This is a genomic window from Luteimonas rhizosphaerae, assembly GCF_002849595.1.
GTDB lineage: Bacteria > Pseudomonadota > Gammaproteobacteria > Xanthomonadales > Xanthomonadaceae > Luteimonas > Luteimonas cellulosilyticus.
Genome location: NZ_NRQR01000012.1, coordinates 72,712 through 96,649 on the forward strand (window position 1 = coordinate 72,712; position 23,938 = coordinate 96,649).

Annotated in this window: 23 protein-coding genes and 1 pseudogene; 9 read left to right on the top strand and 15 right to left on the bottom strand. The window is 65.4% G+C overall.

The genetic code is table 11. The features are described from left to right. The first annotated feature begins 48 nt into the window (after window positions 1-48). Window positions 49-2,070: an acyltransferase family protein gene (locus CJ022_RS05380; protein ID WP_158238358.1), complete on the top strand. Its 2,022-nt coding sequence runs from the start codon at window positions 49-51 to the stop codon at window positions 2,068-2,070. 338 nt (window positions 2,071-2,408) lie between these two features. Here CJ022_RS05380 and CJ022_RS05385 read toward each other — a convergent pair whose 3' ends face one another. From CJ022_RS05385 to CJ022_RS05425, 9 genes are all read right to left on the bottom strand, one after another. Then, window positions 2,409-4,616 (bottom strand): hypothetical protein, encoded by a 2,208-nt coding sequence (locus CJ022_RS05385; RefSeq protein WP_143703893.1) that lies wholly within the window; start codon window positions 4,614-4,616, stop codon window positions 2,409-2,411. A gap of 29 nt (window positions 4,617-4,645) precedes the next feature. After that, entirely contained in the window at window positions 4,646-5,791 is a 1,146-nt protein-coding gene (gene rffA / locus CJ022_RS05390) for a dTDP-4-amino-4,6-dideoxygalactose transaminase (protein WP_101925649.1), read from the bottom strand. A gap of 134 nt (window positions 5,792-5,925) precedes the next feature. After that, complete coding sequence (wecB, locus tag CJ022_RS05395; RefSeq protein WP_343125127.1) at window positions 5,926-7,086, bottom strand: non-hydrolyzing UDP-N-acetylglucosamine 2-epimerase; 1,161 nt, start codon at window positions 7,084-7,086, stop codon at window positions 5,926-5,928. A gap of 74 nt (window positions 7,087-7,160) precedes the next feature. Beyond that, window positions 7,161-7,535, bottom strand: a complete 375-nt coding sequence (locus CJ022_RS05400) for an EamA family transporter (RefSeq protein ID WP_101925651.1) — start codon at window positions 7,533-7,535, stop codon at window positions 7,161-7,163. Between the two features lie 84 nt (window positions 7,536-7,619). After that, a complete protein-coding gene (locus CJ022_RS05405) occupies window positions 7,620-8,357 on the bottom strand; it encodes a WbqC family protein (protein WP_101925652.1) in 738 nt (245 codons plus the stop codon). Beyond that, window positions 8,347-8,925, bottom strand: a complete 579-nt coding sequence (locus tag CJ022_RS05410) for a PglD-related sugar-binding protein (protein ID WP_143703894.1) — start codon at window positions 8,923-8,925, stop codon at window positions 8,347-8,349. Before CJ022_RS05410 ends, CJ022_RS05405 begins: the two co-directional genes overlap by 11 nt. Further along, on the bottom strand, window positions 8,922-9,881 hold the full coding sequence (locus CJ022_RS05415; protein WP_143703895.1) for a glycosyltransferase family 2 protein: 960 nt from the start codon (window positions 9,879-9,881) through the stop codon (window positions 8,922-8,924). The genes CJ022_RS05410 and CJ022_RS05415 overlap by 4 nt, the downstream gene beginning before the upstream one ends. 42 nt (window positions 9,882-9,923) lie before the next feature. Continuing rightward, complete coding sequence (locus tag CJ022_RS05420) at window positions 9,924-10,865, bottom strand: electron transfer flavoprotein subunit alpha/FixB family protein (RefSeq protein ID WP_101925655.1); 942 nt, start codon at window positions 10,863-10,865, stop codon at window positions 9,924-9,926. Window positions 10,866-10,968: 103 nt separating this feature from the next. Next, on the bottom strand, window positions 10,969-11,667 hold the full coding sequence (locus tag CJ022_RS05425; protein ID WP_101925656.1) for an electron transfer flavoprotein subunit beta/FixA family protein: 699 nt from the start codon (window positions 11,665-11,667) through the stop codon (window positions 10,969-10,971). Window positions 11,668-11,896: 229 nt separating this feature from the next. Between CJ022_RS05425 and rfbB the strand changes: the two are divergent. From rfbB to CJ022_RS05455, 6 genes and pseudogenes are all read left to right on the top strand, one after another. Then, window positions 11,897-12,906 (top strand): annotated as a pseudogene (gene rfbB / locus CJ022_RS05430) (dTDP-glucose 4,6-dehydratase). A 35-nt stretch (window positions 12,907-12,941) separates the two neighbouring features. Then, complete coding sequence (gene rfbA / locus CJ022_RS05435; RefSeq protein ID WP_101925657.1) at window positions 12,942-13,826, top strand: glucose-1-phosphate thymidylyltransferase RfbA; 885 nt, start codon at window positions 12,942-12,944, stop codon at window positions 13,824-13,826. Then, entirely contained in the window at window positions 13,823-14,380 is a 558-nt protein-coding gene (gene rfbC, locus CJ022_RS05440) for a dTDP-4-dehydrorhamnose 3,5-epimerase (protein WP_101925658.1), read from the top strand. Before rfbA ends, rfbC begins: the two co-directional genes overlap by 4 nt. Continuing rightward, window positions 14,377-15,282, top strand: coding sequence for a dTDP-4-dehydrorhamnose reductase (rfbD, locus tag CJ022_RS05445; protein WP_101925659.1), 906 nt, complete (start codon window positions 14,377-14,379; stop codon window positions 15,280-15,282). The genes rfbC and rfbD overlap by 4 nt, the downstream gene beginning before the upstream one ends. A 69-nt stretch (window positions 15,283-15,351) precedes the next feature. Continuing rightward, window positions 15,352-16,095, top strand: a complete 744-nt coding sequence (locus tag CJ022_RS05450; RefSeq protein WP_101925660.1) for a CoA transferase subunit A — start codon at window positions 15,352-15,354, stop codon at window positions 16,093-16,095. After that, complete coding sequence (locus tag CJ022_RS05455; RefSeq protein ID WP_101925661.1) at window positions 16,095-16,736, top strand: CoA transferase subunit B; 642 nt, start codon at window positions 16,095-16,097, stop codon at window positions 16,734-16,736. The genes CJ022_RS05450 and CJ022_RS05455 overlap by 1 nt, the downstream gene beginning before the upstream one ends. A 39-nt stretch (window positions 16,737-16,775) precedes the next feature. On the opposite strand, the gene CJ022_RS05460 is transcribed toward CJ022_RS05455, so the two are convergent. After that, window positions 16,776-17,606 (bottom strand): class I SAM-dependent methyltransferase, encoded by an 831-nt coding sequence (locus CJ022_RS05460; RefSeq protein ID WP_101925662.1) that lies wholly within the window; start codon window positions 17,604-17,606, stop codon window positions 16,776-16,778. A 90-nt stretch (window positions 17,607-17,696) separates the two neighbouring features. On the opposite strand from CJ022_RS05460, the gene CJ022_RS05465 reads away from it, so the two are divergent. Next, window positions 17,697-18,284 (top strand): alpha-ketoglutarate-dependent dioxygenase AlkB family protein, encoded by a 588-nt coding sequence (locus CJ022_RS05465; protein WP_101925663.1) that lies wholly within the window; start codon window positions 17,697-17,699, stop codon window positions 18,282-18,284. Between the two features lie 6 nt (window positions 18,285-18,290). Here CJ022_RS05465 and CJ022_RS05470 read toward each other — a convergent pair whose 3' ends face one another. Genes CJ022_RS05470 through CJ022_RS05485 form a run of 4 tightly spaced genes read right to left on the bottom strand, consistent with a single transcriptional unit; the run spans window position 18,291 to window position 21,872 of the window. Further along, window positions 18,291-19,001, bottom strand: a complete 711-nt coding sequence (locus CJ022_RS05470; RefSeq protein WP_101925664.1) for an ABC-type transport auxiliary lipoprotein family protein — start codon at window positions 18,999-19,001, stop codon at window positions 18,291-18,293. Further along, window positions 18,998-19,924 (bottom strand): MlaD family protein, encoded by a 927-nt coding sequence (locus tag CJ022_RS05475; protein WP_101925665.1) that lies wholly within the window; start codon window positions 19,922-19,924, stop codon window positions 18,998-19,000. The genes CJ022_RS05470 and CJ022_RS05475 overlap by 4 nt, the downstream gene beginning before the upstream one ends. Before the next feature lie 3 nt (window positions 19,925-19,927). Next, window positions 19,928-20,755, bottom strand: a complete 828-nt coding sequence (locus CJ022_RS05480) for an ABC transporter ATP-binding protein (RefSeq protein ID WP_101925666.1) — start codon at window positions 20,753-20,755, stop codon at window positions 19,928-19,930. A gap of 1 nt (window position 20,756) precedes the next feature. Continuing rightward, window positions 20,757-21,872, bottom strand: coding sequence for an ABC transporter permease (locus CJ022_RS05485; RefSeq protein WP_101925667.1), 1,116 nt, complete (start codon window positions 21,870-21,872; stop codon window positions 20,757-20,759). A gap of 143 nt (window positions 21,873-22,015) precedes the next feature. On the opposite strand from CJ022_RS05485, the gene CJ022_RS05490 reads away from it, so the two are divergent. Continuing rightward, complete coding sequence (locus CJ022_RS05490) at window positions 22,016-23,275, top strand: threonine/serine exporter family protein (RefSeq protein WP_101925668.1); 1,260 nt, start codon at window positions 22,016-22,018, stop codon at window positions 23,273-23,275. Between the two features lie 138 nt (window positions 23,276-23,413). On the opposite strand, the gene CJ022_RS05495 is transcribed toward CJ022_RS05490, so the two are convergent. Next, the gene (locus CJ022_RS05495) at window positions 23,414-23,785 is read right to left on the bottom strand and encodes an H-NS histone family protein (RefSeq protein WP_101925669.1); all 372 of its coding nucleotides are present in this window, start codon (window positions 23,783-23,785) and stop codon (window positions 23,414-23,416) included. Window positions 23,786-23,938 lie beyond the last annotated feature (153 nt).

Sequence of the window (23,938 nt, forward strand, 5' to 3'; positions counted from 1 at the left end):
CCCGCGACGCGCTATTAAATCCAATGAGCAGCGCCAAGGGGCATGCGAATGAAATCCGGTGTCATCTCTTACAGGCCAGAAATCGACGGTCTTCGCGCGTTGGCGGTTCTTAGCGTCGTACTATTCCATCTCGACGAACGCCTGCTTCCCGGTGGTTTCGTCGGTGTCGATATTTTCTTCGTGATCTCCGGATTTCTGATCACAGCGATTCTCCGGCGCGAAATGCTTGCTGGCCGATTCTCCTTCGGAACGTTCTATCGCCGGAGAATCCTGCGCATCGCGCCTGCGTATGTTGCCGTCACGCTTGCGACGCTGGTCGCGGGTTGCGCCTTGCTGTTACCGGCGGATATTGCAGAACTCGCAAAATCGGCGTTGTGGAGTGCGCTGTCGCTTCCAAACGTTTACTTCTGGCTGTTCCTCGACACCAGCTATTTCGCGCCCGCGAGCAACCAGATTCCGTTGCTGCACCTTTGGTCGCTCGGGGTGGAAGAGCAGTTCTACATGTTGTGGCCTGCGTTGTTGCTGCTGCTCGTGCGGTGGACCACGCCACGTATCACCATGGCGATCACGATCCTGATCGTGATCGGATCGTTCGTGCTTGCCCAGAGAATGCTGCCGACGGATGGCGCGTTTTCGTACTACATGCTTCCCAGCCGGGCGGGCGAGTTGCTGCTTGGGGCCTTGCTGGCGCTGGCACCTCGGGCGGAGGTGGCCGCTTCGCATCCGCGCGGACTGCGTCGCGCCGCTGCATCCGAGTTGCTCGCGGTGGCCGGGTATGCATTGATCGCGTACAGCCTGTTCGCCCTTGATGGGGAATCGCCTTTCCCGGGGGCGAATGCCATCTACCCGTGTCTGGGCGCGGCGCTGCTGATTCTTGCAGGCGGGATGGGCGCCAGCGTGACGATGGCGCCGCTGCGATGGAAGCCCGTGGTGTGGATTGGACTCATCTCCTATTCGCTTTATTTGTGGCACTGGCCGATCCTCGCGTTCACCCGCTATTTCCTGACCTCGATCGATTTCCAGACCGGAATGATCTGCCTGCTCGCGATGCTGGTCGTTTCGACGCTGAGTTATCGTTTCATCGAGCTACCTTTCCGCGATGGGAGACACTTGCTTTCCGGGTCGCGGCCGTTTGTATTCGCTGGCTACGCGGCGACGGTCGTCGGACTGGGCGTGGTGGCCGGCGTGCTGATCAGGACGGATGGACTGGAGGCACAGGTCGCCGCCGTGACCCCTGGTTACGAGGCCGCCCAATCTTCTATTGATGAGAGGACGCGCGCTGCGCTTTCCTTCGGCTACAACTGCCAGCGGGCCAAGATGGATCGCGCGCTGTTCCGAAGCGACCGCTGTGTCGTGGGGCCGGCGGGAGCGCCAGTCAGGGGAGTTCTCGTCGGCGATTCGAATGCCGCACATTACGTCGGTGTGCTGGGGGCCTTGTCGGAGCCGACAGCGTTCGGCATACGCAACGTGACCCTGTCGTCGTGTCCTCCGCTGTTCGGTGCGAAGGATCGCTACGGCAAGTCGACGGACGTACGCGGTTGCACCCTCTATCGGAACCGGTTGCGGCGCGAGACGGCCCGCTACGAATACGTGTTCCTTGGTGCCCAATGGACAAGTCACGCCAAGCGTGAAGGATTCGAAAGGGATCTGCGACGCACCCTCCACGAGCTGACGAGACAGGGCAAGAAGGTTGTCATCCTGGGGCAGGTCCCGCGGTTCCCGTCGTACGACCGGTCCTGCGAGTTGCGGCGGGTGCGACTGCCCATGGTGGACTGCAGCACGCGCTCTGCGGTGGGGGGGCGCGTCGACAGCAAAGTCAACGCGATCCTGCAGGCGGCGGCACGTCGCAGTCCCGGGGTGGAGTACATGGACGTCAGTGACCTGCTCTGCCCATCAAGACAGCAATGCTCCCCATACCTTGATGGCCAGCCGATCTATTACGATCCGGGCCATCTGAGCATGACCGGCTCATGGGAAGTCGGACGCGCCATGCTGACGCACGGCATGGTGCCGCGCCCGATCCTGCGCACCTTCCAGAGCCCGGCTGTCGAAGGTCGTGTCGCGAGGTAGCCCCATCGGGGCGCAGGCGACGTAGCTGACGCCTGCCTCAGTGCCGGAATCCGGAGCCGCCTGTGCCGCGGGCTCTGTAGAGGATCAGGCGGCGGGGCCCCCGCCAGTTCCTGCGGGCGCGTGTCCCGTCCGTGGATCGGGGCGTAAGCAGGGGTCGACGCCCCGTCTGGCGGTGTCTGTCGACGCCTCGCCGTCGTCAGGTCAGTTGGCGCCGGGTCTGGCGTCCAACAGCGGAGCGAAAGTGCGGGGACGCCTCGCGCCGAGCCCAGCTGAAGTCCGCGGCACAGGCTAGCCCCCGACGGTGGATGGGGGGGCGCTGTCACCGATCCGGCGTGCGTTTACTTGGAAGCGTGCACGCGCCTCGGGAACCAGATCTCGATGTACGACGCACGCTGCCAAGACATTGCCGTTCTGGTCACGTTGGATTCGAGCGTGATCGACATGGTGTGGCAGTCGCCCGACATCCCGCTTGCAATCGCGTTGTCCACGCGGATGCGCTGCATCGTGTCGCGGCGATTGCGGTAAGGAATCGGGACGCGCCTGAGGGCCTGACCGTCGACAGACAGGGTCACGGTGAACGCTTCGCGCACGCCGACGCGCTGGTAGGGCGCAAACAGGAAGAACTCGATCCCGTTACGCGTCTCGACGTCACAGAGGGCACGTTCGATCGAAATGCGATCTCCTTTGGAGATGGGCGCAGCGAGCTGCAGTGCGGTGTAGAGCCTGTCGGCACGCTCGTGGATCCGTGCGCCGTCCTGATCGGCGCCACGGAGCACGAAGCTCCGGCGGTCGTCCACGTAATGCTGGGGCAGGAACGCCTGTGTCTGGGCGGAAAGAAGCGTCTGCTCCCAGGCATTCGGCGGCGTCGATTTCTGTGCGATTTGCATGTCCCAGCCGTCTATGACAAGCCCCCTGTCCTCGTCATAGGCGAGCTTTGGCAGCGCCCAGACGAGCAGTCCGGCGACGCACAGCACCAAAGCGCCTGCGGCCAGCGATCGCAGGATGCGCCATCCCGTCGCGCTCACAGGGCTATCGGCGCCCGGCATTGTCGGTGCCGAGAATGCCCAGGCGATGATCCAGCAGTAAACCAGCCACGCCGGGAAGAGGTTGGAAGGCTTGTTCTCGAATGCCGCAAGCAGCATCAGCGACAGGGCGCAGACAAACAGCATGCCGAGAAGGATCGGGAACGGCGGCGCCGTCCTGGCGCCTGCCAGGCGAAGCAATGCGTAGATCAGTGCGAAACCGAACATGGTTCCGAACACGCTGATGTGAAAAAGCAACGCGCCGCGGGTGGCTGTGCTCATACCTTCCGGACGCCGCAGGACTGTGTCCCAATCATTCGGATAGCCGAGATCGAAGAGCCGGCCGGCATGGCTGAACATGCTCTCGAGTTTGCCCTCCGGCTGGATGACCCAGGTCGACAATGCGACGGATCGGGAAAAGTCGCTGGCGTCCTCTGCGCTCGCGCTCTCGTAGGTAGGAAACCGGTCGCGAAACCTCGCGTACCACGCGCTCTGGGCCGTCCCCATGGAGCCGGCGTGCGCCGCAAGCTTCATGGAAAGCTGCGATGACTGGGCCGGTTGGGCCGTGGCATGGAGACCGGAGCGTGTTCCAGCCTCAGCCAGCGCAAACTGCAATAGGAGGCATACGCCGGCGACGATGACAAGGTCGCGCGCGCCATGCGGTGATGCCGAGTGATACGTTTCGCCGCTGTATTTGCAGAGGAAGAAGAACGCGATCGCGGCGATCAGCAGGACCAGCGCATAAAGCGTGCCGATGCTGCGCTGCAGTTCGAGGCAATAGGCGGACACGGCGCAGAGCAGCGTCAGCGCACCAAACAGAGGCAGTCGCAGAGCACCTAAGCGAAGATGGAGGACGCGGGTTGCCGACCACGCGGCGATGCTGAAGAGCACCAGGCCCCAGAGATCGTGGCTGGGAATCAGGGCGGAATAGGCCACCATCGGCAACGCGAGCATTAGGATCGAGGTCGACTGCGCAGCTTGATGATTGCGGACAAGGCGCATGACGTCGTACGCGATGAGCTGCGTGACCAGCAGCATCAGGACGTTTCCCCACTTCAGCGCGGTCGTCGCATCGGGACCGAACAGCTCGACGATGGGATAGGGCACCAGCAATGCCCGCTGATGGTAGATTCCCGGGACGCGCAGCTGATCCTGTGCTGCCATCTCGACGGCACGCTGCCAGTAGCGCAGATAATCGGTACTCCAGGCAGGCTCGACCATGCCGATCAACAGCGCCCGCGCCACGAGTGTCGCGAGTACCAGCAGGCCGAGGAACGCGGCTGGCTTCACGGGCGTACGTCGAGTGCCCAGCCACCAGGCGAAGGCCAGGCACAAGGCGGCCACCAGGATGGCCGCCAATCCCTGCAGTGCACCAATGAGGGTGCTGAACTGCGCGCCCGCCTGCGCCGTCAGTTCCAAGACGGTCCGGCGCGTGCCCAGTACGACGCCCAGGATCAGGAATACGGCGGCTGCGCTGACACCAAGCCGCATCAACGCCGCTGACGCGGAGGTGGCCCACGGCACGGCCCTCGCGGGCCACGCGGCAGGACGCGTCAACATGAGGGGTCGGCGAGTGCGTTGTGGCAAGCCGCGATCACGCTATCCAACTCGTTGGCCAGATCGAGACCAGGCCACAGAGGTAGACGCACCAGCTGCCTGCTGGTGGCATCCGTGACTTCCATTCCTCCGTGGCTGCGTCCATAACGTGTGCCGGCCGGAGAAGAATGCAGTGGGATGTAATGGAAGACGCTTGCCACTCCCTGCGCTTTCATGGACGCGATGAGCGCATCCCTCGACGCCTCGGACGGCAGGAGCAGGTAGTACATGTGCGCGTTGTGCGTGCAGTGCGCCGGGATGGTCGGACGACGCAACCTGCCCGCACTGTCGAATGGCGCCAGAGCGTCATCGAAACGTTGCCAGCTGGCGAGCCGGCGCGCCGTGATCGCCTCGATCTCCTCCAGCTGCGAATAGAGCAGCGCTGCGACGACCTCGCCGGGCAGGAACGAAGAGCCGATGTCGACCCAGGTGTACTTGTCGACTTGGCCGCGGAAGAACTTGCTCCGGTCGGTGCCCTTCTCACGGATGATCTCGGCGCGTTCGACCAGATCGGGCCGATTGACCAGCAGAGCGCCGCCTTCTCCCGAGATCACGTTCTTGGTCTCATGAAAGCTCAGCGCGCCGAGATGCCCGATGCTGCCCAGCGGCTTGCCCTTGTAGGCGGCATTCACGCCCTGTGCCGCGTCCTCGACCACGGCGAGTCCGTGGCGTTCGGCAATCGCCATGATGGCGTCCATCTCACAGGCAACGCCGGCGTAATGGACCACACAGATCGCCCGGGTACGCGACGTGATCGCGGCTTCGATCAAGGTCTCGTCGATGTTGAGCGTGTCCGGCCTGATGTCGACGAAGACCGGAACCGCACCTCGGAGCACGAAGGCGTTGGCGGTCGATACGAAGGTGAAGGAGGGCATGATCACCTCGTCCCCGGGGGCCAGGTCGAGCAGCATCGCCGCCATCTCCAGTGCGCCGGTGCAGGAATGAGTCAGCAGCGCCTTCCGGCAGCCGGTCGACTGTTCCAGCCAGAGGTGGCATTTCTTGGTGTAGGGGCCATCGCCCGATAGATGGCCGCTCTCCAACGCGGTGCGGATGTATTCCAGGGCGTTGGGACCGACGTAGGGCTTGTTGAAGGGGATGCGCATGCGTGGATTCCAGGTGCGTGGGACGAGGCCGATCGTGTCGAGCGGGTGACAGGTGCCGGATCCCGATTCGGGCGGATGCCCGGCGCGATCGGCTAACGACAGGGCGTTCCTGCCCGCCGTCGGCCTGCGCGCGGTCAGAGGCGCGAAGCGGATTCGTCGGATCGGGCGAGCTGCGCCGCCGCGAGGATTCCGGCGATGCGGGCGGCGGCGTGTCCGTCACCGTACGGGTTGTGCGCGCGGGACATCGCGGCATAGGCCTCGGGCTGATCGAGGAGACGCGTGGCCTCGGCGACGATCCGCGCATGCGAGGTGCCGACGAGCACTACCGTGCCTGCTTCAACTGCTTCCGGTCGTTCGGTGGTGTCGCGCATCACGAGGACAGGCTTGCCAAGGGACGGAGCCTCTTCCTGGATACCCCCTGAATCGGTGAGGATCAGGTGCGCACGGGACATCAGATAGACGAATGGGAGGTAGTCCTGGGGCTCGATCAGGTGGATGCCCTGGTGTCCCGAGAGGATCCGGTTCACAGGCTCCTGGACATTGGGATTGAGATGGACGGGATAAACCACCTGGGTGTCGCCGCGATCGGCAAGATCGGCAAGTGCGCGGCAGATCTGCTCGAATCCGTCGCCGAAATTCTCACGCCTGTGTCCGGTGACCAGGATCAGTCGTTTGTCCGGGTCGAGAAATGGAAACGCGTTCGCAAGTGTCGCGGCCAGCGCTGCGTCATCGCGGATTTTGGCCGTCACGTCCAGCAGCGCATCGATCACGGTGTTGCCGGTGATGTGCACCGTGTCGGGAGTCGTGCCTTCGGCGTGCAGATTGGCTGCCGCCATGGACGTCGGTGCGAAGTGGAAGCTGGCGAGCGGGGCGACGAGCTTGCGGTTCGCCTCCTCGGGCCAGGGCGCGAAGATATCGCCCGTGCGCAGGCCTGCCTCGACATGTGCGACCGGTGTCCTGGCGTAGAACGCCGCCAGCGCGGTGGCGAGCGGCGTGCTCGTATCACCATGCACGAGCACGAGATCCGGCTGGCGACGCGCGATCACCTGCGACATGCCGAGGAGGATCCTGCTGAAAAGATCGGGCAGCGTCTGGCCCGGCTGCATCACGTCGAGATCTTCGTCCGGGACGATGCCGAAGAGGTCGAGGACCTGGTCCAGCATATGGCGGTGCTGCGCGGTGACCGCGACGATGGTTTCGAAACCGGGGGTGGCTTTGAGCGCCGCGACGACGGGCGCCATCTTGATTGCTTCCGGGCGGGTGCCGAACACCACCATCAGTTTCGTTGTTTTCACTGGGATACCTAAATCGCGGAATGGGTCGGGAGGTCACGGGCCAGGTTGCAACGCAACGGCCCGGTGGTACGGCGTTACTCGCTGCTGATCACGATCAGCCCCGCGATCACCAGGAAGATGCCGATGATCTTGTGGCGGGTAATAGCCTCCCCGAACAGCGGAATCGCGATGATACCGACCAGAAGGAAGTTGAGCGCCATGAAGGGATACGCGCGGCTCAGCTCGAGGCGGGACATGGCCACCATCCAGCACAGCGACGCGAGAAAAGCGGATGCCAGCGCTGAAATGACCCACGGTCGGAAAAGCAACAAAAGCAGCGGCGGCCAACCATTCATGGCCTGAAACGGAGGCGCGGCGGCAGTCATGACCTGCCATTTAAGGACGATCTGGCCGTACGTGGTCAGCACGACGGTTGCGGCCACCATCAGCCAGGGAAGTGCTGCATGCATGTCTAGACACCTGAAGTGGATGCGGGTCGCGAATCACGCTGAACTGCGTACGGTCGTGACGTCAGGCGCGCTCCAACGCGCGCCTCAAGGCGCGGCCTGTACGCCGGCAGGCGCGCGGGACGTGTCACGCCAGCCCCAGATGAAGTCCTGCGCCGCGTCTCCGACGTTGAAAAGAAGATCGAGAATGCTGACGTCATGCAGGAACGGGGCGTGCTTCTGGGGATATTCCGGATAACCACCGTAATCCTTGTAGACAAGCGACGTGCCGATCGCGGCGAAACGATCCGCATCGATATAGCTGGCAGCGGATGGTCCCGAGACGTACGTGCTGGCGCCGGACTTGACGACAAGGTCGACCAGGCGGTCGAGCTTCTTCCCCGTCGCGTTGTACTCGCGCGAGTCCCGGAACTCTGTGGTGATCCCGAGGATGTCCCTTGAAATCATCTTGATGAGTTCCTGGTTCAGCTCTGAAAGGGAGGTCCACGTCCTACCCAGGTAAACGGATTCGAGCCTGTCCTTGTAGAGTGGAAAACAAGGTGCCCTGGCATAGGATTGCTGGATCGAGCGCCAATGTTTGGCCTGCCAACGCCCATCCTTGATTTCGACTTCGTGGATCAGTCGGTCGATGTCGCTGCCCGTCGGGACGGTCAGCCAAAGTGGGCCGTTGGGCGTGACGATCCGGTTGCGCGAGCGCCAATCCTGATAGGTGAATTGCACGTCATCGTAGAAAATAAACGTGTCAACATCGTGGATGATGTCGAAATAGCCCTTCCACGGGATGTAGCTCGACTGCAGGATCGCAATGCTTTTTTTATCGGTCATTTGCCGCTCTCCTGCCAATACGAGTGCCGGCCTTGACGAAGGCATGCGCATCCAGTGAGGCGCCATCAACGATGACGCTGCCGGCGCCGATGAAACTGGAATGGCCGACGTGCGCAAAGCCGCAGATCGTGGCATTGGGGCTGACGAAGGTGTTCTCCCCGACTGTCGTGTCGTGGCTGACAATCGCGCCGGGCCAGAGGACGCATGCAGCGCCCAGCTTGGCGAAGGCGTCCACATTGCAGCCCGCCATCAGGAAGCTTCCGTCGCCGATTGTCGCCTCCGCACTGACGATCGCGCGCGGGTGGACAAGAGGCGGAAACGAAAATCCAAGCGAAGTCGCGTCGCGATAGAGCTGGATCCGGGCATCGAGATGCCTGTAGCCAATCGCCAGCGCGAGACAGACATTTTCCGGCTTGAAGCGTGTGCCGAGCGCATGGCGCGTGCCGACGATCGCTTCGCCTTCGTTGAAATCGTCAAGGAACCCAAGACAGTCGTAGCCTGCGTCCCGTGCCAGGAGGCGGATCAAACGTCCGAAGGACGATGCGCCAATGACGAGGAGGGGCTTCAACGACCGCACTCCCTGTCAATGAGGAACAACGGCATGGAGCCCGTCCTGAAGTTGATGCGCGCCAAGTATTCTCCGAAGATTCCCAGTATCAGCAACTGGATACCGCCGAAGAACATGATGGCAGCCATCAGCGAGGTATATCCGCTGACGCTGACGGCGCCCGTGAGTCGGCTGATGAGGATGAACACTCCCCAGATGCCGCCCCCCACCGAGGCGCCGATCCCAAGCCATGTGGCGAGTCTCAACGGCAAGTCCGAGAACGTGACGAAGATATTGACCATGTGCGTTACCAGCTTGCGCAGGTTGTAATTGCTGCGCCCCTCGCCGCGCTGGCTATGTGGCACAACCACCGTGCCGTAGTTTGTCGTGATCCAGGACAGATAGCCGTCCACGAAGGTAAAGGGCGACTGGAACCGGCTGAGCGCCGTGGCGGCGGTCTTGTGGATGGCACGGAACGAGGTGTACTCGCGATTGAGCGAAGGAATAGCGAACTTGAACAACGAGCGCCCGATTTCGGAGGTCGCGTTGCGCCAAGCGGCATGCGTCCGCGATTCGTAGACGCCGTAAACCAGTGCGAAACCTTCCTCGCCTTTCATGATGAGGCCTGGTACGGATTCCGGCGGCTGCTCGAGGTCATCATCAATCGTGACGACCCATTCGCCCCGCGATCGGGAAATCCCGCATAGCGTCGCGGCGTGCTGACCGAAGTTCCGACTTAGTTTGATACCGCGCACGCGCGGCGACGAGGTGGCAATCGACTGGATCACGTCCCAGGATTCGTCTCCACCGCAATCGTCTACGAAGATGATCTCGTGGGTCATTCCGGCTCCATCCAGGGCCGTGGTGAGACGTTCGAAAAGCCGCTCGATCGTCTTTGCGCTGCGATAGACCGGCACCACGACCGAAACGAGGAGAGGGGCAGCCGCTTGCTCTGAATTCATGATCTGTTGGTCCAACTGCACAAATCCCCAAACTGGCCGCGAAACCAGCCGTTCCCTTTACAGGGCCGCTTCCAGCTCCGGCAACACCTTGAACAGGTCGCCAACCAGTCCGATATCCGCAATCTCAAAGATCGCCGACTCGGGATCCTTGTTGATCGCGACGATCGTGCCCGCGTCCTTGATGCCGGTCAGGTGCTGGATCGCACCGGAGATGCCGATGGCGATGTAGAGCTCGGGTGCGATGATCTTGCCGGTCTGGCCGACCTGCATTTCGTTGGGCACGTAGCCGGCGTCGACCGCGGCGCGCGAAGCGCCGACGGCGGCGCCGAGCTTGTCGGCGAACTCGAAGATGATCTTGAAGTTCTCTTCGGAACCGACGCCCCGGCCACCGGAGACGACGCGCTTGGCGCTCTGCAGGTCGGGACGGTCGCTGCTGCCCGCTGCGAGGCCGACGAAACGGGTGTGGCCCGGCAGAGTCGCTTCTACGGCAGCCGTTTCGACCGTGGCGCTACCCCCGCGCGCGGCTTCCTGCCAGGACGCGGTGCGTACGGTGGCGACCACCACCTGATCGGCCGGCGCTTCGACAGTGATGATCGCGTTACCGGCGTAGATCGGGCGCTTGAAGACATGGCTGCTCTCGACCGTCATCAGGTCGGACACCTGGTTCACGCCCAGCAGCGCAGCGACGACCGGCATCAGGTCCTTGCCGAAGGTCGTCGAAGGCGCGAACACGTGGCTGTAGCCCTCGGCGAGCTTGGCGATCTGCGGGCCGAGCACCTGGGCGAGGGCCTGGGCATTGGCCGGATTGGCGACCGCGAGGACCTTCGACACGCCGGTGATCGTGGCGGCCTCGGTCGCGGCACCTGCCGGATCGGCGGCGAAGACCGCGATGTCGATGGAAGCGGGTGACAGGGCCTGCGCGGCGGCGACCGTTTTGGCGGTGGCGCTGGCATTCAGGACGCCGTCGAGATGTTCGGCGATGACGAGGACGTTGGACATGGTGACAGTTCTCCGGATGACATCGGGCGGGTCGCGCTTCGGTTCGTAACGTCGCGCCCTCGCCTCGGCCCTCTCCCGCTTGCGGGAAAGGGGGCTGGACGCGTTACAGCAGGCCCTTGGCCTTCAGGGCTGCGACCAGTTCGGCCGCGTCCTTGACCATGACGCCCTTGCCGCGCTTGGTCGGCGCTTCGTAATGCGTGGTCTTGAGGGTATCGGCCGAGTCGACGCCGAGGTCGGCGAACGGGATCGATTCCATCGGCTTGCTCTTCGCTTTCATGATGTCGGGCAGCTTGATGAAACGCGGCTCGTTGAGGCGCAGGTCGGTCGTGACGACGGCCGGCAGGTCGACTTCCAGCGTTTCCAGGCCGGCGTCGACCTCGCGCGTGACCGTGGCCTTGCCGTCGGCGATCTCGACCTTCGAGGCGAACGTGGCCTGCGGGCGGCCCCACAGCGTCGCCAGCATCTGGCCGGTCTGGTTGGCGTCGTCGTCGATCGCCTGTTTGCCGAGGATCACGACGTCCGGCTGCTCTTTCTCGACCAGCTTGAGCAGGGCGCGGGCGGCCGTCAGCGGCTGGATCGGCTGGTCGCAGACCACGTGGATGGCGCGGTTGGCCCCCATCGCCAGCCCGTTGCGCAGATGCGCCTGGGCATCGGCGGGCGCGATCGTCGCGACGATCACCTCGGTCGCCACGCCCTTGTCGCGCAGCCGCAGCGCTTCTTCCAGCGCGATCTCGTCGAACGGATTGGCGGACAGCTTGACGCCATCGGTGACCACGCCGGACCCGTCCGGCTTGACCTGGATGCGGACTCTTCATCGTTCGGGAATTCCTGTATCTGATGGATATCCCGGCTGCCACCGCAGGCCCGGAATTGAGTTCGCGATTCTACCGGGGGCGGGCTTCCTTCGCGAACGTGCGTTCTGGTCGGCCCGGGCCAGAGTTGTTCAGATTGCGCCGATCCACGGGCTTGGACCCGATATCCTGTCCGAGTCTGCCCAGCGGCGGATCGACCTAATTCGAGGAGACGTGATTGTGCCAACCTGGCTCGTGACCGGCGGCGCCGGCTTTATCGGCGGCAACTTTGTGTTGGAGGCGGTGCGCCTGGGCGTCCGCTGACCTCACTGGAAAGCAATCCTGATCATCTCTTCGTGCACGGCGACATTGGCGATCGGAATCTCGTGGCCCGGCTGCTGACCGAGCACCAGCCCGATGCCATCCTGAATTTCGCGGCCGAGAGCCACGTCGACCGCTCCATCGACGGCCCAGGCGCCTTCATCCAAACCAATGTGGTGGGCACGCTGGCGTTGCTCGAATCGGTGCGCGATTACTGGAAAGTGCTGCCGGAGACCCGTCGTGACGCGTTCCGCTTTCTGCATGTCTCCACCGACGAGGTCTACGGCACGCTTGGCGAGACAGGCAAGTTCAGCGAGACCACGCCTTACGCCCCCAATTCTCCGTATTCGGCGTCCAAGGCCGCTTCCGACCATCTGGTGCGCGCGTTCCACCATACGTACGGCCTGCCGGTGCTCACCACCAACTGCTCCAACAACTACGGGCCGTATCACTTCCCCGAGAAGCTGATTCCCTTGGTGATCGCCAAGGCGCTGGCCGGCGAGCCGCTGCCGGTCTATGGCGACGGCAAGCAGGTGCGCGACTGGCTGTTCGTGACCGACCACTGCGCGGCGATCCGGACCGTACTCGAGAAGGGTCGCGTCGGGGAGACTTACAACGTGGGCGGCGACTCCGAGCGCCAGAACATCGAAGTGGTCGAGACGATCTGCCGCTTGCTGGATGCGCGTCGTCCACGCGAGGACGGCAAGTCGCGTGCGAGCCAGATCACCTACGTCACCGATCGCCCCGGCCATGACCGCCGGTATGCGATCGATGCCTCCAAACTGCGGGGCGAACTCGGCTGGAAGCCCGAGCACACCTTCGAATCCGGCATCGAGACCACCGTCGACTGGTACCTCGACAACCAGGACTGGGTGCAGCGCATCCTGGATGGCAGCTACCGTCTGGAACGCATCGGCACCTCGGCCTGACGGCCGCGCATCTCTGCTCACATCGCGAGGCACGCATGACACAACGCAAGGGCATCATCCTGGCTGGCGGCTCCGGCACGCGGCTGTATCCGATCACCAAGGGCGTCAGCAAGCAGCTGCTGCCGGTGTACGACAAGCCGATGATCTACTACCCGCTGAGTGTGCTGATGCTGGCGGGCATCCGCGAGGTCCTCATCATCAACACGCCGCACGAACAGGCGCTGTTTCAGGCCCTGATCGGCGACGGGTCGCAGTGGGGCATGGACATCCACTACGCCGTGCAGCCCAGTCCCGATGGATTGGCGCAGGCGTACTTGATCGGCCGTGATTTCGTCGGTGGCAAGCCGAGCTGCCTGGTGCTGGGCGACAACATCTTCCATGGCCACGGCCTGATCGAGATGCTGAAGAGAGCCGACGCGCGCAGCAGGGGCGCAACCGTCTTCGGGTACTGGGTCAGGGATCCCGAGCGTTATGGCGTCGCAGACTTCGATGCCTCCGGCAAGGTGGTGGCAATTGAGGAGAAGCCGGAGAAGCCACGGTCCAACTATGCCGTCACCGGCCTGTATTTCTACGATGGAGACGCCAGCGACTATGCCGCCACGCTGAAGCCATCTCCACGTGGTGAGCTTGAGATCACCGATCTCAATCGCATCTATCTCGCCAATGATGCGCTGCATCTTGAGGCGTTGGGTCGAGGTTATGCGTGGCTCGACACGGGCACGCATCAATCGCTTCACGAAGCTGCAAATTTCATCGAAACCATCCAGAAGCGTCAGGGCCTTCAGGTCTGTTGTCCAGAGGAAATCGCATTCGGACAGGGCTGGATCGACGCGGACCAGCTCACCGCCCTGGCGGCACCGCTGCTCAAGAACGATTACGGGCAGTACCTGGCCTCTCTGGCACGGCGGGGTGTGGGATGAAAGTGCGGAACACGTCGTTGCCGGGATGCGTGATCATCGAACCTGATGTATTCGGTGACGCCCGCGGATTCTTCTTCGAGACCTGGAATGCTGCGCGATTCGGGGATCAGGGGCTTCCCACGCAGTTCGTGCAGCACAATGTGTCGTCGTCATCACGCGATGTCCTGAGAGGTCTGCACTTCCAATGGCCACGTCCACAAGGGAAGCTCGTCAGCGTGATCGAGGGCGAGGTCTACGATGTGGCGGTGGATATCCGTCGCGGCTCGCCTCATTTCGGGCAGTGGACGTCGACCATCCTGGATAGCAGGACGAAGCGACAACTCTGGATTCCCGAAGGCTTCGCGCACGGCTTCGCCGTGCTGTCGGAGCGCGCGGTCTTCAGCTATCTGTGCACGGATGTCTACGTCAAAGAAGCCGACGCGGGGATCCGATGGGACGATCCTGCACTGGGCATCGACTGGCCCGTCCAGGCGCCGGTGCTGTCGGACAAGGATGCGAGCGCACCTCTCCTGGCGGACGTGCCCGAGGCGCGCCTGCCGGTCTTTGCCCCATGACGGTGCTGGTGTTCGGGGCGAACGGGCAGGTCGGCCAGGAGCTGCTGCGGGCGGCGGCAGCGCTCGGTCCGGTGGTCGGTACGACGCGTAGTGGCGAGCTGCCGGATGGCGGGGCCTGCGAGCAGGCCGATTTCGCGAAACCGGACGCGCTGCCGGCCTTGCTGGACCGGATCCAACCCCATGTGGTGCTCAATGCCGCCGCCTATACCGCGGTCGACAAGGCGGAAACGGAGGCCGAGGCAGCGCGGCTGGCGAACGCGGAGGCGCCCGGCGTCATCGCGGCGTGGTGCGCCGAGCACGCAGTGCCGCTGGTGCATTACTCCACCGATTACGTGTTCGACGGCACCGGCACTCGCCCGTATCGCGAAACGGATCCGACGGCGCCGCTTGGCGTGTACGGCGCGACCAAGCTGGCGGGCGAGGACGCGATCCGCGCGGCGCGTGGCCGCCACCTGATCTTCCGAACGGCTTGGGTCTATGCCGCCCACGGCCAGAATTTCCTGCGCACGATGTTGCGCGTCGGCGCCGAGCGCGACGAACTGCGTGTGGTCGCCGACCAGATCGGCACGCCCACGCCGGCTGCACTGATTGCCGATGTCACGGTTCAGGCGCTTCAATCCGGTGACGGGCGATCGGGAACCTGGCACCTGACCGCCGAAGGTGACACGTCGTGGCACGGCTTCGCCGAGGCGATTTTCGCGCAGACGGCCGAGGCGGGGCTGATCGCGAACACGCCCCGGGTCGTCGCGATCGGAACCGCGGACTATCCGACCCCGGCACGCCGGCCGGCCTATTCGCGGCTGGACACCACGCAACTGCGCCAGGAGTTCGACATCGTCTTGCCGAGGTGGGAAGACGGGCTGGCCCGGGTCATCGCCACGTTGGCAGCGGCGCGTCGCTGAAGGGCGCGCCGAGGTAGACCCGACGCTGCAACGGATAGACTATCGGGCCACGTCACCGGAGCCCGACCGATGCACGACCCGTCTTCCACCGCCGATCAGGCCCGGCAGGGCAAGGTCTTCGACAGCGCCAAGACCGCACTCACCGACATCGTCGCCGACGGCCAGACCTTCGCCGTCGGCGGCTTCGGCCTGTGCGGCATTCCCGAGGCGCTGATCGCAGCCTTGCGCGATTCGGGTGTCAAGGACATCACCGCGATCTCCAACAATGCGGGCGTCGACGGCTTCGGCCTCGGCCAGCTTCTCGAGACCCGGCAGATCCGCAAGATGATTTCGTCCTACGTGGGCGAGAACAAGGAGTTCGAGCGCCAGTACCTCGGCGGCGAACTGGAGCTGGAATTCAACCCGCAGGGCACGCTGGCCGAACGCCTGCGCGCCGGCGGCGCGGGGATCCCGGCGTTCTTCACCGCGACCGGCTACGGCACGATCGTGGCGGAAGGCAAGGAGACGCGCGAGTTCGACGGCAAGCATTACGTGCTGGAAACCGCGCTGGTCGCCGATGTCGCGCTGGTCAAGGCGTGGAAGGCCGATACGGCCGGCAACCTCGTGTTCCGCAAGACCGCGCGCAACTTCAACCCGGCCTGTGCGATGGCAGGCAAGGTCTGCGTGGCCGAGGTCGAGGAACTGGTCGAGATCGGTGACATCGATCCCGACCGGGTGCATCTGCCGGGTATCTACGTGGACCGCATCGTCGTCAACGCGACACCCGAGAAGCGCATCGAGCAGCGCACCGTGACCGCCGGAGGAGCGAACTGATGGCCTGGACCCGCGATGAGATGGCCGCGCGCGCGGCGCGCGAGTTGACCGACGGCGCTTACGTAAACCTCGGCATCGGCCTGCCGACGCTGGTGGCCAACCACATCCCCGACGGGGTCGATGTCTGGTTGCAGTCGGAAAACGGCCTGCTCGGCATCGGCCCGTTCCCGACCGAGGACGAGGTCGACGCCGACCTGATCAATGCCGGCAAGCAGACCGTCACCGCGCGCAGGGGCGCGAGCTACTTCGGCAGCCACGATTCGTTCGCGATGATCCGCGGCGGACATATCGACCTGGCGATCCTCGGTGCGATGCAGGTCACCGACCAGGGCGACCTCGCGAACTGGATGGTGCCCGGCAAGATGGTCAAGGGCATGGGCGGTGCAATGGATCTCGTCGCCGGCGTCAAGCGCGTCGTCGTGCTGATGGAGCACGTCGCGAAGGACGGCAGCCACAAGATCCTGCCTGCATGTACGCTGCCGCTGACCGGCGTCGGCGTGGTCGACCGGATCATCACCGACCTGGCGGTCTTCGATGTCACCGCGGACGGGTTGGTGCTGATCGAGTCGGCGGCCGGAATGTCTCTAGAGGCGCTGCGGGATGCGACCGGGGCGCCGTTCTCGGTCGCGGTAAAAGACTAGCTGCCGGTAGCGACGCGACCGCGATTCGCACGGAGCGTGTCACCGCTTGGTAGCGGCGACGAGGCAACTCGCGCCGAACCCGATCCGCTCCCCCGCTGCGATACGGCTGGCCTCGTTTCTCAGGAGTCGGTTGACCACGTCCACAGCCAGGCCGCCATTCGATCCATGCTCCGACTCCGTCGAAAGAGCCGCTCGCTCGCGACCCAGATGCAGCCGGTAGGGCAATGCCCGCAGCAGATATTGCGGAAGCACCAGCGGTCGGAAGAAGAAGCTGAGGTAGTCGATCGAAAACAGAGGGTCGAGCAGTTGTTTCAGGCTCGAAGCGGTGTGCCGCCTGAAGTGGCCCGCGTCGACGTCAGCTTGCGACCAGAGCCACTGATGACATGGCACCGTGAGATAAAGACGACCGTTGGGCCTGAGAAGGGGTGATATCCGCTCCAGAAACGAGGTGTCGTCCTCGATGTGCTCGATGACGTCGAACATGCCAATCGCACCGAAAATCCCGGGCAGAAACCCTGCGTCTTCCACTGTGGCTCGTACGACGTGCTGCAGATTGCGGTGGAGTCGCGCATTCCGCGCGCCATCCATGCCGGGCTCCAGCAGGACGACTTCCCACCCGTCGCTGACCAGGCGCTGGGCGACGTAACCATTTCCGCCCCCGATGTCCAAGATTGGGCCATGCTCGGGAGGGTGATGCTTGACAACGCTGGAGATGCAATTGTTTCGATGGACGAACCAGAACGAACGATCTTCCACACCGAAACACTCGGCATGTCCGTGCGACGCATACGAAACCTCACGGGCGCCGGATGAGGCGTAGATTCCCGAGCTATCGCGGCGTAGCAGCGTGCTGATGTCTTCGATCTGCATCGGGATGCTCCGGTGGAGCCCGGGTTATAGCACGGCTCATCTGCTTCGGTTCTGCAGCGATGGAATGTTTCGGCTTCTGAGGAGTGCGCCATGAGTACTGCTCCCACGCTCCTGACTCAAGCGGAGGTGAGGCTGGTCGATTCGTGGCTGGAGGGTGCGAGCAGTGACGCCCTGCTCCATACGCTTGAGGCATCCATCCCCTGGACCCAGCACCACATCCGCCTGTTCGGGCGCTCGGTCGCATCGCCGCGGCTGAGTTGCTGGATCGGCGATCCGGGAATGGCGTACGCCTATTCGGGCGCGCGCTTCGAGCCGCACCCGTGGCCCGGCGCGCTTGCCGCGCTCCGCGACGCGGTGTCGGACGCGGCCGGCGTGCGGTTCAACAGCGTGCTCGCGAATCTGTATCGCGACGGACGCGACGGCATGGGCTGGCACAGCGACGACGAGCCCGAGCTCGGGCCGCAGCCGGTGATCGCGTCGGTGAGCCTGGGCGCGACGCGCCGGTTCGCGTTCAAGCACCGGACGCGGCCCGGTGTCGGCCTGACGCTGCCGCTGACGGCGGGGAGCCTGCTGGTGATGGCGGGCGACACCCAGCGGCATTACCGCCATGCGGTACCGAAGACGACGCGACCGGTCGGGCCACGGATCAATCTGACGTTCCGGACGATCCTCGGCTGAGCGGCTTCAGCGGGCGCGTGTCGGGTTCGCCGCCGCGGCGCCGCCGTGGCTGGTTTCGTGCGCGTTGCCGGACTCGAGCAGCCAGCCGACCATCTCCCGGGTGATCGTGCCCAGCGAGACAGTGAACGCGTCGACGACCTGCGGCACGTCGGTGCCGTTGGCCGGCGTGGCGGCCAGGAACGTCCGCGAGCCGACCACGGTCTGGTCGATGTTGTGGATCAGCTTGACGTTGGCTTCGATCGTCGCGGCCGGCAGCGGGTTGCCCGCGTAATCGGCCTCGAACCGGCGCAGGTCCATGACCAGCTTGTAGTCGGCGGTGATGCCGGCGCCCTGGCGGGCCACGGCCGGGATGCGGTCGGAATCCTCGAGCGCGCGCAGCACGCTGTCCTGCAGCATGTCGGTCGGCGTCTTCGCCCAGCTGGCGCCGCCGTAGACCTGGAATTCCGACGGCGTCGGGCGCACCGCGATGCGGAAGCTGTCGATCATGCGCGCGGCGGTCGGCGGGCTCATCGTCAGCTGCCAGTCGGCGCGCGGCCAGGCGGCGTCGGTCTCGACGCGGGGGTCGGGCGCGTAGATCGTCGAGCGCTCGCGATCGCCGCTGCCGCCGCCGAGCAGCGAGGAGCAGCCCGACAGCGTGAGGGCGAGCGCCAGGACCGCGAGGCGAGGCGCGGGCCGCAACGGACCCGCGGTCGTGTGGGGAGAACGGACGGACGTCATTCGGGTTCGAACTCCTTCGGTGCGTCGCGGCCCAGCAGGTAACGCGCCGGGTTGGCGTCGAGACGGTCGCTGATGCGGCGCAGGTCGCGGACCAGCGCACGCAGCTCGCCGAGCGTCGGGCCCAGCTGCGACAGGCCGTCGTTGGCGAAGCTGCTGATGGCCGCGCGGTTTTCGTTGAGGATCGTGTCGGCGCCGCCGGCGGCGGAGTCCATGCGTGCCAGCGTGCTTTCCAGGTTCGCGACGAGACCGGGCAGCTTCTGCACCAGCTCGCGGTCGAAGCTGGTCATCGCCCGGTTGGTCGTCGTCAGCGTCTGCTCGAGCTGCTCGCTGGCCTCGCGTGCGTTGACGATCATCGCGCCGATGTCTTCGCGTTGGCCGGCGACCGCGCCGGTCATGCCTTCGATGTTCTCGAGGGTCGCGGCGATCCGCTCGACGTTCTCTTCGCTGAGCACGCGGTCCAGCCGCTCGACGAGGCGGTTCGCGGTGTCGGAGATGTTCTGCAGCGCCGAGGCCTCGGTGAGGATGATCGGCGGCTGGTCGCTGTCTTCCGACGTCAGCGGCGGCGCGTCGGGCGACCCGCCGGTCAACTGGATGATCGGCGAGCCGGTCAGGCTGGTCATCGACATCCGGGCGCGGGTGTCGGTCTTGACCGGCGCATTGGCCTGGATGCGCAGCCGCGCGATGACCTGGCGCGGGTCCTGCGGCGCCAGCATCAGGCTGTCGACGGTGCCGACGGCGATGCCGTTGTACTGCACGCTGCTGCCTTCGGTCAGCCCGGTCACCGGCTCGCGGAAGACGACGTCGAACTCGTTCCAGCTGCGCTCGGACGAATACTTCGCCGCCCACAGCGCGAAGCCGAGCAGGCACAGGCTCACGATGATCGTGAACGCGCCGATGAGGACGTAGTTGGCTCTGGTTTCCATGGCTCAGTTGGCTCCCGGGCCGTCGGCCCTGGCGTCGCGGGCGGCGCGGCCGCGCGGCCCGTGGAAATAATCCTGGATCCACGGATGCTCGAGGCGCTCGATCTCCGCGATGGGGGCCACGGCGACGACCTGCTTGTCCGCCAGCACCGCGATGCGGTCACAGATAGCGTACAGGGTGTCGAGGTCGTGTGTGATCAGGAACACGGTCAGTCCCAGCGCTTCCTGCAGCGTCCGGATCAGCCGGTCGAAGGCGGCCGCGCCGATCGGATCGAGGCCCGCCGTGGGCTCGTCGAGGAACAGCAGCGGCGGGTCCAGCGCCAGCGCGCGGGCCAGGCCGGCGCGCTTGCGCATGCCGCCCGACAACTGCGCCGGCAGCTTGTCGATCGCATCGGCGGGCAGGCCGGCCAGCTTCACCTTGAGCAGCGCGAGTTCGTAGCGCAGCGAATCGCGCAGGTCGGCGTGGTGTTCCTTCAGCGGCACCTGCACGTTCTCGCCGACGGTCAGCGACGAGAACAGCGCGCCGTCCTGGAACAGCACGCCGGTGTTGCGTTCGATGTGGGCGCGGTCGCCGGCATCGCGCGACAGCGCGTCGACGCCGAGCACTTCGATGCGGCCGTCCTGCGGCGGCCGCAGCCCGAGGATCGCCCGCATCAGCACCGACTTGCCCGTGCCGGAGCCGCCGACGACGCCTAGGATCTCGCCGCGGCGCACGTCCAGATCGAGGTTGTCGTGCACGGTCTGCGCGCCGAACCGCGTCACGAGGCCGCGGACGCGGATCGCGATGTCGGCGTCGTCGCCGGGCACGTGCGCGGTGGTGTCGGAATCGCTCATGTCACCAGCCCATGTGCATGAACCAGATCGCCGCGACCGCGTCGATGATGATCACCAGCGCGATCGTCTGCACCACGCTCGAGGTCGTGCGCTCGCCGACCGACTGCGCCGTGCCCTCGACCTGCAGGCCTTCGAGACAGCCGATCAGCGAGATGACCAGCGCGAAGATCGGCGCCTTCGACATGCCGACCAGGAAGTGGCGCACGTCCATCTGTTCGTACATGCGCGCCATGTAGGCCTGCGGCGGAATGTCGAGCCCGAAGGCGCCAACCGTCAGCCCGCCGGTCAGGCCGGCGAGCATCGCGATGAAGGTCAGCAGCGGCAGCATCAGCAGCAATGCGACCACCCGCGGGATCACCAGCAGATCGATCGGGTCGAGGCCCAGGGTGCGGATCGCGTCGACTTCCTCGCGGCTGACCATCGCGCCGATCTGCGCGGTGAACGCACTCGCGGTGCGGCCGGCGAGCAGGATCGCCGTCAGCAGCACGCCGAACTCGCGCAGGAACGCGATCGACACCAGTTCGACGACGAAGATCGTCGCGCCGAAATCGGCGAGGATCGTCGAGCCGAGGAACGCGATGACCGCGCCGACGAGGAACGACAGCAGGGCGACCAACGGCACCGCGTCGAGGCCGACCTGTTCCATGTGGTGCACGGTCGAGGTCAGCCGGAACCGGCGCGGCGACGCGACCAGGCGCAGCAGCTTGACCAGGGTTTCGCCGAAGAAGCTGACCAGCGCGACGACCTCGCGCCAGTTGTCGTGCATCGCATAGCCGAGGCGGCCGAGCGCGGCGGCGACGCCGTACTCGCGCTTGCGCGCCGGACGGTCGTCCGCCACGTCCTCGATCGCGGCGACGAGCGCGTGGTGGTCGCGGCGGAATTCGAAGTCGCCGAAGTCGAGTTCGCGCTTCTCCGCGAAGCGCAGCAGTTGCAGCACGCCGACCGAGTCGAGCCGGTCGATGTGGCTGGCGTCCACGCCGCGCACGCCGTCGCGATGGTCGCGCAGCACCGCCTCGATCTCGCCCGCGTGTTCCAGCGTCCAGTGGCCACGCAGCCGCAGCCTGCCGTCGTCGGCAGGCAGGTCGGCGCTGGGCGTGGCGTGTTGCGGAACGGACATGCAGGCAGGTCGCCGGGCGGGTGGCAAACAGGGGCGAGGATACAGGGAACCCGTGTGACGCCGCGCATCACCGGCGCCGGCTGAATCGGTCGGCGCGCCGGCCCGACGCGTCGCTTCCGGCGGTGCGGGGCGCATGCGATCCTGTGCCGATGTCTTCGCCGCTTCCCGCCACCGCCGCCAGTTACGCCGCACGCATCGCCTTCGTCGTCGAACTGGCCGAGCATCTGCACGCCTACGGGACGACCGCCCAGCGGCTGGAAGGCGCGATGATCGCGGTGACCCAGCAGCTGGGCCTGGACTGCGAGCCGTGGGTCAATCCGACCGGCATGGTGCTGTCCTTCAGCGATCCGCTGCGGCCGCCGGGCGACAGCGACACCACGCGCGTCATCCGCATGTCGCCGGGCGAGGTGGATCTCTACAAGCTGTGCGAGGCCGATCGCATCGTCGAGGCGGTGATGGCCGGCGACATGGATCTCGCCGAGGGCCACGCCGCGCTGCGCGCGCTGGAACAGCGCGAACACCGGTGGCGCGGCAAGCTGCTGCAGGTGCTCGGGTTTCCGTTGGTCGCCGCGGGCGTCGCCGGCCTGTGGCGGCTCCCTTGGGCGGACATCGGCACGGCAGCCGCGATCGGTCTGCTGATCGGGCTGCTGGACCTTGCCACGCGCAACGGCGTGCGGCTGAAGGAGGCCAGCGATGCGCTCGCGGGCATGCTCGCCGGCGTCGTCGCCATCCTGGTGTCGGCCTTCGTCGTGCCGCTGAACCTCAATACCGTGATCATCGCGTCGCTGATCGTGCTGCTGCCCGGCATGGCGCTGACCAATGCGATCAACGAGCTGACCAGCCAGCATCTGGTCTCGGGCACGGCGCGTTTCGCCGGAGCGGTCACGACCGTGCTGAAGGTGACCGTCGGGACCGCGATCGCGCTGGTGCTGGCGCAGCTGCTGGGCATCGAGCCGCAGGTCCGCGGTTCGCGTCCGCAGCCGGACTGGGTGGAGTGGGCGGCGCTGGCCGTGGCCGCGTTCGCGTTCTCGATCCTGTTCCGCGCCGCGCGCCGCGACGTGCTGCTGGTGATGGCCGCCGCGGCATCGGGGTATCTGATCTCGCGCTTCGTCGGTGTCGCCTACGGGGCGAACGTCGGGCTGTTCGTCTCGGGCCTGGTCATCACCGCGGCCGGCAACGGCTACGCGCGCTGGGCCAACCGCCCCGGGGCGCTGATCCGCGTGCCCGGCATCATCATGCTGGTGCCCGGCAGCACCAGCCTGCGCGGGGTGATGAACCTGATCCAGCGCCAGGACGTGGTCGCCGGCCAGGAAGCGATGCTCGCGGTGACCAACATCATCCTGGCGCTGATCGCCGGCCTGCTGTTCGGCAACCTGCTGCTGCCGGCGCGCAAGAATCTCTGAATCCCGTCCGGCCGTGCCGCCGTGCGCGGCCGATCGGCGCAGCGTGTCCTGTTCGCTCCGCCGCAAACAAAACAGGCGCCCGGAGGCGCCTGGATGACTCGACGGTCGGGCCGGGTCTGCCGGCCCACCGAAGCGGCATTACTTGATCAGGAATTCCTCGATCTTCTTGCCCTTCTTGATCTGCGCGGCCAGCCACAGCGGCTGCTTGCCACGACCGGTCCAGGTCTGGGCCTTGTCCGCCGGGTTGCGGTACTTCGGCGCGACCTTGCCGAGCTTGCGGCCCTTGGCCGGGCTCGGTGCCTTGCGCGTGGCGGTGCGTCCGGCGCCGGCGGCGGCATTGCCACCGAAGAGCTCGGCGACGCTGTAACCCTCGGCGGCGGCGAGATCCGTCAGCTTCTTGCGCACCGATGCGATCGGCTTGCGCTTCTTCAGGGCGGTCTTGCGCTGCTTCGCCTGTTCGATCAGCGATTCGAGTTCTTTCGGAGAAAATGCGTTCAGATCAAAAGCCATCGATGACTCCGGCGTGAAAGTGAGTGGAGAAAACCGGTCCCTGGCCTGGGCGCATCTTAATCCGCGGGAATCGAATGCACAAACCCGGCCGAAATGAAACCCGGGGAAACCCGCGGTCGGGGGTGCCGAACGTCATGGTGCGCAGGACGTCCG

Excerpts from the sequence above, each read along its gene's own strand:
- CJ022_RS05405 (WP_101925652.1), bottom strand. The coding sequence starts at position 8,357 with ATGACCGATAAAAAAAGCATTGCGATCCTGCAGTCGAGCTACATCCCG.
- CJ022_RS05465 (WP_101925663.1), top strand. The coding sequence starts at position 17,697 with ATGAGTACTGCTCCCACGCTCCTGACTCAAGCGGAGGTGAGGCTGGTC.
- rfbA (WP_101925657.1), top strand. The coding sequence starts at position 12,942 with ATGACACAACGCAAGGGCATCATCCTGGCTGGCGGCTCCGGCACGCGG.
- CJ022_RS05475 (WP_101925665.1), bottom strand. The coding sequence starts at position 19,924 with ATGGAAACCAGAGCCAACTACGTCCTCATCGGCGCGTTCACGATCATC.
- CJ022_RS05485 (WP_101925667.1), bottom strand. The coding sequence starts at position 21,872 with ATGTCCGTTCCGCAACACGCCACGCCCAGCGCCGACCTGCCTGCCGAC.
- CJ022_RS05480 (WP_101925666.1), bottom strand. The coding sequence starts at position 20,755 with ATGAGCGATTCCGACACCACCGCGCACGTGCCCGGCGACGACGCCGAC.
- CJ022_RS05420 (WP_101925655.1), bottom strand. The coding sequence starts at position 10,865 with ATGTCCAACGTCCTCGTCATCGCCGAACATCTCGACGGCGTCCTGAAT.
- CJ022_RS05455 (WP_101925661.1), top strand. The coding sequence starts at position 16,095 with ATGGCCTGGACCCGCGATGAGATGGCCGCGCGCGCGGCGCGCGAGTTG.
- CJ022_RS05450 (WP_101925660.1), top strand. The coding sequence starts at position 15,352 with ATGCACGACCCGTCTTCCACCGCCGATCAGGCCCGGCAGGGCAAGGTC.
- rfbD (WP_101925659.1), top strand. The coding sequence starts at position 14,377 with ATGACGGTGCTGGTGTTCGGGGCGAACGGGCAGGTCGGCCAGGAGCTG.
- CJ022_RS05460 (WP_101925662.1), bottom strand. The coding sequence starts at position 17,606 with ATGCAGATCGAAGACATCAGCACGCTGCTACGCCGCGATAGCTCGGGA.
- CJ022_RS05380 (WP_158238358.1), top strand. The coding sequence starts at position 49 with ATGAAATCCGGTGTCATCTCTTACAGGCCAGAAATCGACGGTCTTCGC.
- CJ022_RS05470 (WP_101925664.1), bottom strand. The coding sequence starts at position 19,001 with ATGACGTCCGTCCGTTCTCCCCACACGACCGCGGGTCCGTTGCGGCCC.
- rffA (WP_101925649.1), bottom strand. The coding sequence starts at position 5,791 with ATGCGCATCCCCTTCAACAAGCCCTACGTCGGTCCCAACGCCCTGGAA.
- rfbC (WP_101925658.1), top strand. The coding sequence starts at position 13,823 with ATGAAAGTGCGGAACACGTCGTTGCCGGGATGCGTGATCATCGAACCT.
- CJ022_RS05495 (WP_101925669.1), bottom strand. The coding sequence starts at position 23,785 with ATGGCTTTTGATCTGAACGCATTTTCTCCGAAAGAACTCGAATCGCTG.
- CJ022_RS05400 (WP_101925651.1), bottom strand. The coding sequence starts at position 7,535 with ATGCATGCAGCACTTCCCTGGCTGATGGTGGCCGCAACCGTCGTGCTG.